The 13833-nt window shown below is 65.2% G+C and carries 14 protein-coding genes; 3 read left to right on the top strand and 11 right to left on the bottom strand.

What is annotated here, in order from left to right:
- Window positions 1-105 precede the first annotated feature (105 nt).
- A complete protein-coding gene (locus tag ACFYOW_RS42890) occupies window positions 106-507 on the top strand; it encodes a YbaB/EbfC family nucleoid-associated protein (protein WP_387296726.1) in 402 nt (133 codons plus the stop codon).
- Here the strand turns inward: ACFYOW_RS42890 and ACFYOW_RS42885 are convergent.
- From ACFYOW_RS42885 to ACFYOW_RS42845, 9 genes are all read right to left on the bottom strand, one after another.
- Window positions 498-2993, bottom strand: coding sequence for a hypothetical protein (locus tag ACFYOW_RS42885; protein ID WP_387296724.1), 2496 nt, complete (start codon window positions 2991-2993; stop codon window positions 498-500). The two genes, ACFYOW_RS42890 and ACFYOW_RS42885, sit on opposite strands and share 10 nt — an antisense overlap.
- Before the next feature lie 7 nt (window positions 2994-3000).
- Entirely contained in the window at window positions 3001-3309 is a 309-nt protein-coding gene (locus ACFYOW_RS42880) for a hypothetical protein (protein ID WP_387296722.1), read from the bottom strand.
- Between the two features lie 33 nt (window positions 3310-3342).
- Window positions 3343-3696, bottom strand: a complete 354-nt coding sequence (locus ACFYOW_RS42875; RefSeq protein WP_387296720.1) for a hypothetical protein — start codon at window positions 3694-3696, stop codon at window positions 3343-3345.
- An 11-nt stretch (window positions 3697-3707) separates the two neighbouring features.
- Window positions 3708-4424, bottom strand: coding sequence for a hypothetical protein (locus ACFYOW_RS42870; protein ID WP_387296718.1), 717 nt, complete (start codon window positions 4422-4424; stop codon window positions 3708-3710).
- Window positions 4421-4810 (bottom strand): YbaB/EbfC family nucleoid-associated protein, encoded by a 390-nt coding sequence (locus tag ACFYOW_RS42865; protein WP_387296716.1) that lies wholly within the window; start codon window positions 4808-4810, stop codon window positions 4421-4423. Before ACFYOW_RS42865 ends, ACFYOW_RS42870 begins: the two co-directional genes overlap by 4 nt.
- Window positions 4807-6309 carry a PPE domain-containing protein gene (locus ACFYOW_RS42860; RefSeq protein ID WP_387296714.1) on the bottom strand — a complete coding sequence of 501 codons (1503 nt, stop codon included), beginning with the start codon at window positions 6307-6309 and terminating at the stop codon, window positions 4807-4809. The genes ACFYOW_RS42865 and ACFYOW_RS42860 overlap by 4 nt, the downstream gene beginning before the upstream one ends.
- A 30-nt stretch (window positions 6310-6339) precedes the next feature.
- Window positions 6340-7920, bottom strand: coding sequence for a hypothetical protein (locus ACFYOW_RS42855; protein ID WP_387296712.1), 1581 nt, complete (start codon window positions 7918-7920; stop codon window positions 6340-6342).
- Between the two features lie 69 nt (window positions 7921-7989).
- A complete protein-coding gene (locus ACFYOW_RS42850) occupies window positions 7990-8481 on the bottom strand; it encodes a hypothetical protein (RefSeq protein ID WP_387296710.1) in 492 nt (163 codons plus the stop codon).
- Window positions 8482-8755: 274 nt separating this feature from the next.
- On the bottom strand, window positions 8756-9043 hold the full coding sequence (locus ACFYOW_RS42845) for a hypothetical protein (protein WP_387296708.1): 288 nt from the start codon (window positions 9041-9043) through the stop codon (window positions 8756-8758).
- Between the two features lie 145 nt (window positions 9044-9188).
- On the opposite strand from ACFYOW_RS42845, the gene ACFYOW_RS42840 reads away from it, so the two are divergent.
- Both ACFYOW_RS42840 and ACFYOW_RS42835 read left to right on the top strand, forming a co-directional pair.
- Entirely contained in the window at window positions 9189-10244 is a 1056-nt protein-coding gene (locus ACFYOW_RS42840; RefSeq protein ID WP_387296706.1) for a DUF4226 domain-containing protein, read from the top strand.
- On the top strand, window positions 10244-11428 hold the full coding sequence (locus tag ACFYOW_RS42835) for a transglycosylase SLT domain-containing protein (protein WP_387296704.1): 1185 nt from the start codon (window positions 10244-10246) through the stop codon (window positions 11426-11428). The genes ACFYOW_RS42840 and ACFYOW_RS42835 overlap by 1 nt, the downstream gene beginning before the upstream one ends.
- A 30-nt stretch (window positions 11429-11458) precedes the next feature.
- Here the strand turns inward: ACFYOW_RS42835 and ACFYOW_RS42830 are convergent, their stop codons facing one another.
- Entirely contained in the window at window positions 11459-12916 is a 1458-nt protein-coding gene (locus tag ACFYOW_RS42830) for a C40 family peptidase (protein WP_387296702.1), read from the bottom strand.
- Window positions 12913-13821, bottom strand: a complete 909-nt coding sequence (locus ACFYOW_RS42825) for a hypothetical protein (protein ID WP_387296700.1) — start codon at window positions 13819-13821, stop codon at window positions 12913-12915. Before ACFYOW_RS42825 ends, ACFYOW_RS42830 begins: the two co-directional genes overlap by 4 nt.
- Between the last annotated feature and the right edge of the window lie 12 nt (window positions 13822-13833).

Genomic DNA, 13833 nt, shown 5'->3' with positions numbered 1-13833 from the left:
AGTGCTTCTTCGGAGGAAATGACCGATCGAGGTGCGAACCGATATGGTGAGGACCATGCGCAGAGGCGCTGGGGGCGAGGCGGCACTCGAGGTAGACGGCAACCAATGGATCACTGGCAATACGAAATGCAACGAGCTCAGCTTGCCGATGTGCGGGATGAGTTATCCGCCATGAGCGTCTCGGCTAGTTCGCGGGATGGTTTGGTCGAGGTGACCGTCGATCAGTCTGGCATCCTCACCGATGTGCGCTTGGAGCCGCGCGCGCTGCGTGGTGCCGCGGCGGACCTGGGCCGTGCCGTTACTGAAGCTGCCAGAGAGGCAGCGCGACTGGCGCACCAGAAGGTCAGCGAGACCATCAGCCCGATCGAAGATATCGTCGGCCGGATGCCCGATCCGGAAGATCTGCTGCCGGGCGCACCCAGCCTGCGGGAACCGGAAGCGACGACTGTCGAGCAGCCAACTCCGGTCGCTTACGAAGACGATGAGTACGACGACTATTACGACTGACGCGTAGGTCCCGTACTGATCGTCGGTCGCCGAGCCGTCGTGGTCGGAGCGGGTGCGCGTGGCGCGTCCACGAACAATGGATGATCGAAGATCTGTCCGTGAGCGTAGGTCGCATCGCGCAAGCGCTGTCGATTCGGCTCGTCGATGAGCATCAGCACCAGTTCGTCACAGCGCCGCTCGAATACCATCGCCCGCAGCAGCATCGCCTCCGTTGCCGACCGTCCGTCGGTGTCGGATCGCAACTCCCCCAACGCCACTCGGGAGACGTCGGCTCGGCGCGACAGCATGGATGCGGCGAGCAGATCGTCGGCGTCACGCAGTTCCTCCCACCAGTCGCCGGGCACCTCTCGGCGCTGCCGGATCGCCTCCAGGATCCGCTGGCGCAGGTGCGGCAGCCCCAGTGAGTCGGGCGCACCCGCCTGTCCGACGCGCCGATGCGCATCCCAGGCGAGGTCGATGCAGCGCGATCCGATCCCCTGCGCCGGCACCTTTCCAACCCGCTCCAGTAACTGCGGCGCGGCTACCAGAGCGAGCCGATCAGCCAAGCCCGCCGCCGCGGCGCTCATATCCATTGCCGACGAGGCGGATACCGGCCCCTCCATGGGTACCTCACGCAGTTGAGCGCGCATACCCGGATCGATGGCCTGCGACGATACGATCGCAGTCACCTTGGCACCCGTCCGGCGTCCCCATGCCGCGCCGAACTCGGCAAGCACCCGCGCTGGATCGGACACACCTTCCCATGCGGGGTCCGCTACCTCCCACATCCAAGGCGTGGAAATCTCACGCGGAAGGTACAGACCCGCAGGTAGCCAGCTGCGGCCCTCATTCGAGACGACGAACGCGTTGATTCCGCCGGAATGCCGCATTATCGACACCGCCCACTCCAGCCCGATCACCGACGAATCCACCACGGCCAGTACACCGCCCAGCAATGTCCGCGCCAGAACGAGATCACCGTCGACGCGCTCGCCGAGTATGAAGGTCGGAGCGGCGGCGGCCACGATCGCACCACCGACGACATCGCGAATCAGTTCGTCGCTGCCGCCGGTGTCCGGCTGCCCGTCTCCGGCCTGCGGACCGCGTTGCGGCGAACCGGATTTCGCGGCGGGGGTGGCAGCGCTCGGCACCGGCGCGGTAGGGCCGGCGGATACCTTCGGGACCGGGGACCCCGGCCCGCGCGAATCGACCTGTGGGACTTTTGGTTCCATCCCCGGTCGCGACTGCGCTGCCGGAGACTGCGTCGAGGTTTGAGGCGTGGACTGCGCTGACAGCGGCGGCGCCGATGATGGCGGCCCGGATATGCCAGTCGAACCCGCCGCAGGTGGCAGGATCGTCGGCATCATCGGCGGCATCTGCCCGGGCGAGTTGGTCGACGCCGCCTCCCGTGTGATATCGGCTCGGTCGGTGCCGTGACCGGAATCGGTTGCGGCTGTATGGGTTTCCTGATGCTGCTGGGAATCGGTGGTATCGCCTGCCGTCTCGCCATGCGCACCGGAGTCGGCTTGCCCCTGCAATTCACTGGAGCCGGTCGTCGACGGCGCACGCGACGGTACGCCGGTTGTAGAAGCACCTGAATCGCCACCGTCTGGCTGCATCGTCGGCGCATAGCCTGTGGTGACACCCGGAGTCGAGGTCGGGGCCGAAACCGCGGGCGGCATCCCCGGGGCGGTCGGCGCGTCCGTCGGGGTTCCCTGCGATGGCGAATCGACGGGAAGATCCGTCGGCCCATTCCCAGGCAAGCCATGATGCTCGACCGGATCCCCCACCGGCACATCAAATTTCGGGCCGTGGCCTAGCGGGGCCGGGAACTGGTGATTCGGTCCGGCCGGAGGGTGGCCGACCTCGTGCTGCTGGCCGGGCAGGTGCTGGTGCGCGGGCCGATGTTCCGGCTGTCCGTCCGGTAGATGGTGCCCCCCGGAGTTCGTTGGCCCAGGATGCCATAGCAGACCCTTAAGGCGCTCCAGACTCGGCAAGATCGTCGGTCCGATCGAAGTCTGCGCGGCCCGTGCCACATCGTCGACCTCCTCCTGAGCCTCGGCGATGATCCGTTTGACGCGGCGGTCCAAGGCAGCCAACTTGGCCTCACGTTCGGCCTCAGTATCGGATTCGTCGCTTTGGGCGGCCTGCTGCGCACGACGAATTTTGGCGGTGGCATCCTCGACGATATCGAGGATCCGGTTTCGGGTGCGATAGACCAGATCGGAAAAAAACCCGAAGATTTCGGCAGCGGCGTCCAGCGCGTCAGCGAAGGCTTGCGGGTTACCCCGCTGCTTCAGCATATTTTGTTTTATTGGTTCGAGCCCCTCGCTGGCACGGACTCGATTCTCGAAGTCATGGCGGGCTTGTTCGGCGCCGAGCGTATCCAGCGCCGCGGCGCCGTCACGCGAAGTGGTTTCCAACGCGCTCCAGTCGCCGGGCGGCACCTCCGGCCATTTGTCCCGGACTATCTGCTCCCAATACGGACTTTCGTGCTCCGGCGCCATCCGATGATCAGAACGAGTCGTAGTGGCGGACGTCCGTCCCGCCCGCCACATCCGCGTCGGCGAGGACATTCGTCGTGCTCACCGTCCCGGCGTGGGTAATCCGCGCACCATGGTTACTGGCCGCGACAGCCTGATCGAACGCCGTCACAATCTCCTGCCGGTGCGCGTCGAGCGAACGGTCGAGTGCCGATTCGGGCCGATGGTGCAGGACCAGATCCGAGACAGTCCCGGAAACCTGACCCGAGACCGTTTCGATGGCTCCGGCGAATCTGCCTGCCGCAGCGTTCACTTCGTGCGGTTCGTCTATATCCAGCATGTCGGCATCCCGTCTGCGAGAGGTTGTTTCGGATCAGCTGGTGGTGCCGAATTCGGCATTCACCATGGCGCGGAAGGAGGCCTCGGTGGGCAGATCGAACGAGTCGATCGTGTAGGGACGCGTGCCCTTGTACTCCATTTCGGCACGCAGCCCGACCCGGGACTTCAGATGTGCCAGGCGCGCGAGCTTCAGAATCTCCGCGGCCAACCAGGCATCGCCGTTGTCACGAGCGTCGTCGGTGATGTGCAGCCCGACGATCTCACCGTCGCGATCGCAGGCGACGCCGCAGGTGTGGTCGGGATTGAACACTTCATAGACCATGCTCCGCCAGTCGGGAGCCGGTGCCCCTTCGTCCACATCGAATTCGTCCGGATCTGTCTCGGTCAACGGGATCCCTCCTAAAGTCTTTCGGCAGGTTGACGATTCGACGCTGCGCTACGCACGGACAGATCCTCATCGGATGCGTCCAATCGCGCGGCGAGCGCGCTCCACGCGGCATCGTCGATGCTCATGATCTGGCGGAGCTGCCAGAATCGAGCGCCGAGATACATCTCGGCGGTTCCATCCGGGGCGACATCGAGATGATCGGGACCCTCGTTGGTCGGATTGAGCGTAACCGTCGTGATAGGCGGGCGCCCGTCGTCGATATTCATGATCGTCGCGCCGCCGCCGGGGATGAAGCTCTGGCGGCAGCGCGGACTGTTTCCGATCGCGACATCGGCACTATTGGTGGTCACCGTGATCTCGGAGTTGAGCAGCAATTGCACCGCCCAGGCCCGAGCCGCGAGCTCTGGTCGATCGGCATTGATGGCAATGGTCAATGCGGTCGCCAGGTCGACGACCAGTAATGCCTCGGCGGTGGTGACACCCACGATGACCAACCGCTTCGCGCTGCCGACCGGGTAGGGCAGATCGTCGGCGCCGAGGGTCACCACATCCGAGCCGGCGCCCGCACCGGTCGAAGGATGGGCGACGACGGTTCCGGTCGCGACGTCGATGGTGTACGCGGCGACCAGACTCGGCATCCGTTCGGCGACCCCGGCCAGCCGAACCAGGCCCTCGTCGTGCAGCCACCGCACGGTATCGGCAACGGTGACCGCGCCGGGTTCGGTCATGACGGCACCGCACCTGCTGTCGCCGAGGGCGACCCGGACGGGCCGGAGGGCCCTTTCGGTCCGTAAGCGGTCGACTGGAACGGCTCGGGCGGCGGCACAGATTCCATCACGCTCTGGTACTGCCGTGCCGCGTCAGCGCTGCTCTCTCGAATGGCCGCCATGATTTCTGTGACCAGTTCCTGATTGGTGAGGCGGTCCACGGTGCCCGGCGCCAGAAACAGATCGGTCAGCCGGCCCATCGCATCGACCTCGGGGATGATCGCACCGCTGGGCGAGGGCCGACGTGCTCGGATACCGTCGATCCGCTCACGCATGTCGGCGATTCGATGCCGCAACTCGCGGGCGGCGTCGAGGGCGGCCTGTACATCGGGGTGGATATCACTCACACGGAACCTCCGGATTGAGTCGGGCCTTGGCCGGGCGACGGTGTCGGCGGTGTCACGGTCGGCGCGATTGTCGGCCGTTCCCCGATGACCTGTTCGGTATGGGGGGTGTCGTCGACGTACATCAATCGGTCTGGATGCCAGGCGACCACCCGATTGCGTTCGTTGCCATTGCCACCGGCACCGCCCATACCAGGGGACATCGGCATGTACGGCATCATCCCGGACCCGGCACCGGCACCGCGCGCGGCGGCCGCCGCGCCCGAGGCCCCGGACGACAATCCCTCGATAACCGGTGTTCTCGGCATTCCGACCGCGGTGCTCGATGCCCCACCCGCGGTCGCGACGATCGGCATCGCGCCCACCGAGACCGAGGTTGTCGCGCCGGAGATGTCCGGTATTCCGGCGCCGGAGATCGCGCTGCCCGCACCCCCGGAACCGAGCGACCCTAGGCTGCTGGGGACGCCGAGGTCGTCGTATCCATAGTCGCTGTACTCGTCATCGAGGCCGGTGCCAGAGGTGTCCTGGTTCTGGGCCATGCCGGCAGCGGAGGACATGGCGCTCATCATGGCCGGCAGCATCTGGGACAGCATGCTGCTGTCGCTGCCACTGCCATTGCCATTGCTGCTCTTGCCGCTGCCGCCGGTGCCACTCGTTCCGCCCTCGGTGGGAAGCTTCGAGTTGACGGTCGTGGTGTAGCCGGTGATCGCCTCAGCCGAGCGGGCGTTCTGCTCCTGGAATTCGGCGAGCGCCTCCGAGATCGCCAACTCGTTTTTCGACTTCATCGCGGCCAGTAACCGTTTGCGGGCCGCGATGATCTCCTCGGGTGTCGGATGTTTGGCCTTCGCGATGGTGAACGCGTTGCTATAGGCATCGACATTGTCGGCCAGCGCGCCCAATCCGGCGCCGAGTTGCCCCAGCCAATTCCGATGCTCGGTGAGGTGCTCGGCCACCGTGGTGCCGACCGGCGTCCAGTTCTGCATCAGCGTGGCCGCACCGTCGACGCCTTCGGTGGCGGCGACGTGGAAACCACCGGTGTACTTGCGGATATCGGCCGCGAAACTGGTCGCCGGACCAGGCCCCGGACCGGTGTGCAACTGCTTTGCGAAAGTGAGCGGGTCGACCGATCCTGTAGCCGCAGGCAAGGTGAAGGTCGGTGGTTGCCGGAGACCGAATTCCTGCACATCACCAACCGGATTGGCGAGGATCTCGGCGCCGCTGCCATTGATAATGCGCGCACCCTCGTCATCGGTGGTGGTGTAATCGGTTGCCGCGCCGCCGATGTGGTGCGCGTGGCGCTGGACCTCGTTGAGCACGCCGAGCACACCATTGAACAGCGACGCGGCCTGGGCGTTGAGCCGTGGTACATGTGTCCCGGAGATCGGGTCGGCACCTGCGGGCTGCACCCAGCCGTTCGGCAATCCGGCGCCGGTGTCACGCGCCAGCGCGGCCAGCTTCGCGGCCACATCGACGAGTTGCGCCGGGTCGACATTCAGCGGCATCGCCTCCTCCTCTCACCATCCGGCTCACGATCACGCCGGAGCGGCCACCGCGGGCATGGCCGCACCCGCCGATGGATCGCCGGTGACGGGCATACCCGACATCTTGCCTTGATCGTGGTCCTCCGGCGCGGTCGCGTCGATACCGTTCGGATGGCTGAATCCGACGAATTGGCCGAATTCCCCAGCATTATCGGACATTTGCGTCGGAGTGAACTGTTTGAGCTGACCGTTGACCACGACCTCCAGTGTGCCGCCGTCGTCGGCGGGGAAGGCCACCACGATCGCGGTGCGCCCGTCCCAGACCGCGACATCGCCGGTCATCAACTGATACGGATCGACTGCGGTGCCGATCTGCTTCTTGTCCGACCACTTCGCCGGGGTCTTCGCGTATGCCGCCTGGGCATCGGTGCCGCTGGCGTTGCCGAACGCCGCATCCAAAGCCTGTGCGACAGTGGCGGATACCTTCTGAGTCCGACCGTCCGGGAAGGTGTACACGACAGTTCCGTCGGAGTTCGGTGTGCGGCCCGGCATACCGGTCGTCGGCTGCGTGGACGACGAATTCGCCGGTGGCGCGGTATTCGTCGCGGGTGCCGGCGTGCTGGTCGCGGGCTGCTGCACGGCAGGTTGGGCAGGTGCGACGGCCGCGGGGACAGCGCGGAGTTCGTCCTCGTACGGGTCGTATTCGGCGCGCCGACTGTTCAGATCGGTGTCGGCCTGGCCGCGGTTCATCATCTGCGCCATCAACATCGGCAGCATCGAGCTCATCATGTCCATACCGGAGTTCGCCGGTGATGCGGCGGCCGCATCCGGCACCGAAGCCGGTGTGGCGGTACTCGGATTCGCCGCGCTGTTGTTCAGGTCGTCGAGCGCCTTCTGCACCTTGTCATCGAGCGAGGAACCGGTCGGGGTGGTTCCGGTATCGACGCCGGGAGTGGTCGGATTGAGATCGTTCAACCCGGGGACCTGGGAACCGTCGTCGATGGGAGTGACCTGGCCAGGGTCGGTACCAGGCGTCGTCGGAGTCGTCGGCACTTGGGGGACGGTCGGCGGGTCCAAGAGCTTCTTCTTCAGATCCGCGTTCTCCTGCTGGAGCTTCTTGATCTCGTCTTCCAGCTCTTTGAGCTTCTCGGTCTCCTTGTCGGCACCATCTTTGACATCCTTGTTCGCGTTGGAGGCCTCGTCGAAAGCATTAGCGACAGACTGGATCGCCTCATTGCAGAACTCGTAGATGTGCTGATCTTCCTTCATCCCCGGTTTAGGCAAAGTCGGGGCAGCGTTGGTGATCATGTCGATTCCGGCATTGACGGCCTTCTGCGCGGCAATGGAGATGGCCTCGGTCTTCTTGGCCAGCGGCGCAATCGCCTTGGCCGAGTCATCGATCAGAGCGGCCGTTTGACTCAGGCTTGCTGCTGTTTTCCCGTAGTTCGGGATTCCGGCCAACTCCGCATGGTTTTTCACCTGGGGGGGCGGCGGCATCTCCGGGGGGCTGCCCTTATTCTCGTCGCCGTTGCCGCAACTGTCGAAATAACCCTGGAACGTCTTGGGCAGATTCAGGTACCAATCTATCGTTGGGTCCAGCGGCCTATACTGCGCATACTTTGGATCCGTCATCTGAGAGCGATCAGGCATCCACATTGGGTGAATATGAATTGTCAAGGAGCTGCTCCTCAGCCGGATCCGTTACGAGATGAGCCTGATGGGTAGCTCGTCAATACCGGGCGTGGAGGATGCCGTCATCGAATCGTACAGTTTGTTCATATACGCAGCGCCCAAGCCACGCCCTAATGCCTTGACACTTCGTTCCCCCCAAGTCGTCGCGGCACCCTTCGTGATTGCTGCTTTGGCCGACCCCTTCGCACCACCGTACAGAATCTTCGCAGCGCCTTTCTGTAGGCCCAACTTGGCCACCTTCCCGGCCCCTCCCTTCGCCAGTGTCCTGAGGGCACCGCCCGCGAGTTTACCGCCGGGAAGCGCACCCAAGAGGCCGTCGACCAGTCCCCCCTCGATCGCCTCGTCCCAATCCTTACCCTCCGCCTTGCTCCAAATCGCGCTCGTCGCAGCACCAGCGAGCGGACCGAGGACCACACCAGCGCCAGGAATCATGGAGAATGCGGCGGTGACCCCGCCGATAGCCAGGTCTTTCCCGCTGAGGCCGAACAAACTGAAACCCATGTGATCACCTATCCGATGTCGCGCGCACCTACCCGCAATAGATCGTTGACGACCATGCGTGGACGGTCTATCGACCTCCTCATTGTTGAGGATTCCCAACAGTGGGAACCTGAGGGGTGCACCGAACGAGTCAGGATTGATGCCAGTAGGTCGTGCACTGACATGCGCGAATTGCCGTGGCCATTGCCGTGTTCCGGTCTGCCGGGCGATCGACACAGGAGGAAACACCGGATGCACCTCCACGGCCTGGCGCTCGGGCTTTCGGCATCGCCGGTCACTCGAGTACGAGTGTGTCGGGCACTCGGCGGTGCGTGGTGACGAGCGCCGAGGCGGAGATCGCCGTCGAGCAGCCGCCCGATGGTGACAATGCCGAGCCGGGACCGTCCACGCCGGTAACTCCCTGGTCGAACCGGCGACGACGCACGAACCCGTCCGCATCCGGCCAACCGGCGACACCGAGCCAGAACGGATCGGCACCGGCGAACCAGGGGACCAATGCGGCACCGCCGGGAACAGCTGCCCAGGGGGCGAATTCCGGCGCCTCGCCTGCCGGTTCGGGCACCGGTCACTCCGGTCCCGCAGGCACGGTGACGACTCCGGCAGGCACAACTCAGGCCCCTCCGGCTGGCACGGCACAGCCCGCTCCGGCGGGACAGTCGGCGCCGAGTCAGGTCCAGGCTGCGCCTGCTGAGCCTGCACCGCCTTTGGTGGATCCGAATGCGGTGGCGGCGTTGGCGCCTGCGGCGCTCTCGGCCGGGACGATGGCGTTGGGTATGTTGCCGATGCTGGCCTCAGCGTTGGCGGGGTTGGGTTCCGGTGGCGGAAACGGTGGCGGGGGCAGCGGTGCCGGGACCAGGTCGGGTTCTGATGGTGCCGATACGGATGGGTCTGGGGGTGGGTTGTCGCCGGAGGCGCAGAAGGCGTTGCAGGCGTTGAAGTTGCTTGCTGCTGTTTATGGTGACGGGAAGACCGATGATCCGGAGGTCAAACAACTGCGGCAGCAGTTGGGGATCAACGGGACCGGTTCGGGAGCGACCGCGATCAAGGCGCGGCAGTTGTTCCAGAAAAACGCCGCGACCGCGTTCAACAACCTCGACAACCAATTGGGTTCCTACATCACCGGTTTGGCCGGTAACCACAAGGTCGACAAGAAAGCGGTCACCGCGCTCATCCGTGAGGTCAACGTCGCCCTGGCCGAACTCGGCCCCCAGGCCTACACCAAGGCCGGACGCGAGAAGGTCCACCAAATCCTCACCACCGCACTACAAAAAGCCAGCCAAATCGTCACCGGCAGCAACGCCAGCGCGAAAAGTACCGCCAGTGCCATCAATCGGCTCACCAACCAGTACCTCTACAACATCGCCGGAAAGAAATATTCGGGCGGCACCAGCGGCCAGATGCCCGGCGGCACCGTCGGTGACTGGATCAAGCAGGCACTGCAGGTACTACAGCAGTTGGGCTACGACATCAGCACGATCGATCCGCAGGCCATCGCGATCATCATCCAGTACGAATCGGGCGGCAATCCCAGTGCCACCAACAACTACGACAGCAATGCTGCCGCGGGTACCCCCTCGATCGGGCTCATGCAGACCATCGGCCCGACCTTCAACCAGTACGCCGCAGCCGGACATAAGAATATCTACAACCCGGTCGACAATATCGTCGCCGGGGTCCGCTACGCGATAAGCCGATACGGTTCGGTCAGTAATGTGCCGGGCGTCAAGGCGGTACGCAGCGGCCGATCGTATGAGCCCTACTGATGCCGCCGCCGCAGCGGGATACACCGGATCCGAGCCTCGACAACGCACACGAGGCCCGGCCCGGCACAACGACCTCCGCGCCGCGTCGGAACGCGGCACGGCGCAGTCAGACCCGGGCACCGACCGGAACTCCCGCCGCGATCGCACAGCCGCCCGCCGCAACCGCGGCCACGCGCGGGCCGACCGGAGCGCCTATCGCCGAATCCGGTACCACCGCAGCCGGATCGCCCGCCGTCGCTCGCCCCGACGCACTCGCCGGATTCGGTTCGAGCGCGCCGTATGCCGCAGCGGCGCTCGGTGCGCTGGCATCCATGGCCGCGCAGTACGGCAATGCCAACCCCACCGCCGATACCGGCCAGCCGTATGCACCGCCCGGGCTCGGGTCCGGACAATCGACCTCATGGCCCGGCGAATCGGGCGACCGGTACGCGGCGAATAATCACGAGACCACACAACGCGGACAATCGACACAATCATTGAACGCCGAGCTCGGCCGTCTGCTCGGCGGTGCCGCGGATAGCACGATCCAAGGCCGAGCGGCCATCGATGGCATCGTCGCCGAAGTGAATACGGCAATGACCGCACTCGGCGGTGTCGCCGACACCACCGCGGGCCGTCAGATGCTGATCACCACACTCAGCAATGCGCTACAGCGTGCAGGCGCTGTCCTCGGACAGGGGCAGTCCGCAGCCGCGATCACCGCGGATAAGGTTGCCGCACTTGCCGACCGGTTCCTGCAGAACGCTCGCCCGACCCGGCAACCGCCACGGCGAGCCCAGCCGAGCACCGGGGGATCCACTGCCCGTCCGCCGCGCACCCGCCCGTCTGGTCGGCAGGGTCAGTGGATCAATGACGCCCTGCGCATCCTGGCCGCCAATGGCTACGACACTCGGCACATCAATCCCGCCGATATCGCCGCGATCATCCAGCACGAATCCGCGGGCGATCCGAATGCGATCAATCTCTGGGACAGCAACGCGGCCAAGGGAACTCCATCCAAGGGGCTGATGCAGACCATCGACCCCACCTTCAACGCCTACGCGCTACCGGGCCATCGCGATATCTGGAATCCGGTCGACAACATCATCGCGGGCGTGCGGTACGCCATCGACCGCTACGGTTCGGTCAGCAATGTGCCCGGTATCCAGTCGATGCACGGTGGCGGGCACTACGTCGGCTACTGAGCTGGAGAGGCCGGCTTCAGCAGCTGGCCGCTACGACCATCGGCTGGCGTGATAGCTGCGCGGCAGATTGATCACCTTCACCACATCTCCGGTATGCGGCGCTTCGACACATTGACCGTTCCCGATGTACATCATGACGTGGCCAGGACTTCCGTTATTGAACTCTGAATCGGGGAAGATCAAGTCACCTGGTCGGATATCGGCCGGGTTGACCTTCGGCAGCTGTTGGTACTGGGCGGAGGCCACGCGCGGGATATTCACACCCGCCTGAGCCGCGGCATATTGCATCAGCCCGGAGCAGTCGAACGAGTTCGGACCTTCGGCACCCCACACATATGGATCACCCAGTTGAGCCAAGGCGACCTGGATCGCCTTCTGAGCGGCCGCTGACGTACCAGCTGCCGCGCCCGCGTATTTCTTTCCGGCGATGTTGTAGAGGTACTGATTGGTGAGCCGGTTGATGGCATTTGCCGTGTCGCTGGCGCTGGCGTTGCTGCCGGTGACGATTTGGCTGGCTTTTTGTAGTGCGTTGGTGAGGATTTGGTGGACCTTCTCGCGTCCGGCCTTGGTGTAGGCCTGGGGGCCGAGTTCGGCCAGGGCGACGTTGACCTCACGGATGAGCGCGGTGACCGCTTTCTTGTCGACCTTGTGGTTACCGGCCAAACCTGTGATGTAGGAGCCCAATTGGTTGTCGAGGTTGTTGAACGCGGTCGCGGCGTTGCGCTGGAACAACTGCCGCGCTTTGATCGCGGTCGCCCCCGAACCGGTCCCGTTGATCCCCAACTGCTGCCGCAGTTGTTTGACCTCCGGGTCATCGGTTTTGCCGTCACCGTAGACAGCGGCGAGTAACTTCAACGCCTGCAACGCCTTCTGCGCCTCCGGCGACAACCCACCCCCGGACCCATCGGCGTCCGCACCACCAGAACCGGTACCGGTACCGGTGCTGGTACCGGTGCCACCGCCACCGTTTCCACCACCGGAACCCAACCCCGCCAACGCTGAGGCCAGCATCGGCAACATACCCAACGCCATCGTCCCGGCCGAAAGCGCCGCCGGCGCCAACGCCGCCACCGCATCAGGATCCACCAACGGCTCAGCCTCGGCAGGCGCCGCCTGTGCCTGCGGCGGTGGTTGCGCAGCAGGCGGCTGACTCGGCTGACCCGCCGCCTGACCCGGCGGCGCCACAACATTCCCCTGCGGCACCGCACCCGAACCCGGACTGGACCCGCCCTGCCCCGCCTGCCCCTGCGGTGTAGCGGGTGCGCCATTCTGCGCTGGTGCCGGTGAAGAACCGTTCTGCCCAGGCGACGTACCGGTTCCGGGATTCGCCGGGCCGGTGCCGGTGCGCGGTTTGGTCTTTTGCTCTTGCTTTCCCGACCACGGCGTTACCGGACCGGATGGTGAATCCCCCTCGTCGCCAGCACCTTCGGTCTGCTCATCGACAACTTCGACCTGATAATCCGCAGGCCAGACCTCGGCGCTAGTCACGACCCACCCCCTAGCACTCGCTTGACGCGGACGTCGCGGCCGGTCGGCATCGACTGCTCGACGAACCGTCCGGAGTATGGATCATAAGTCATGACTTGTGTTGCGCCGAGGGCGATTCCGGTCCGAGTAGGCGCGTTGCTGCGGTAATCCCAGAAGACCAGATCACCCTCCGACACGGCGGCGGGATCGACCCGCTGCCCGCATGCGGCCTGGGCCGCGATGGTCTTCGGAAGCACGATCACCGCTTTCCCGATACTCGACGATTGCCCACATGCGACCGCCGCCGATCCCGGCTGCGCCGACGTACCCCTCACGGGCGGTGCCACCGGCTCGGTGTCGTCCGGTGGTTGCGCCGTCGGATCGCAATGCCCGGTCACCGCGGCGGCCGAGGCCTGATAGATCACATCCCGCGTCAGCCCTGCCGCACTCGAGGCACCACTCGGCGCACCGTCGGCACTTCCCGCCGACGCTTTCAGCGCGTGATTGATGGCCAATTCGCGAGCACAGTCTCCGAGCAATCCGCTCATGGTCGTCTGCAGCGGCGGCAACTGATACGGCGCGGTGTGGATCGCACTCGCGCAGGCGCGCTGCCAGTCGGAGGCGGTCGTATCATCCGGTGCCACAGTCAATTCCGCGTAGGGGTTGGCGGTAGGTGCGGTCGAGGGCGCAGCGCCTGCCCCCGAACTGGAAGCAGCGGTCGTGCGGGGGGTGGAGGTCTCGGTCTGCGACGGATCGGGACCGACCGCACTGTCGCACTGGTAGTGCAGGTCGGCTGAGATGGCCGATGTCGTTCCGCCGACCACGAGCACCATGATGACGAGAAGCGAGCCGAGTCCGGATACCACCGCCAGCAACAACCACGCCCAGGCGGGAACCATAGCGAGGAACATGAGCCGACCGATCATCGAATACCTCTC

Origin of the sequence: Nocardia sp. NPDC006982 (assembly GCF_042869435.1) — a bacterium.
Lineage (GTDB): Bacteria > Actinomycetota > Actinomycetes > Mycobacteriales > Mycobacteriaceae > Nocardia.
The sequence above is the reverse complement of the archived record's forward strand: the minus strand, read 5'-3'. Positions and strand labels throughout refer to the sequence as shown.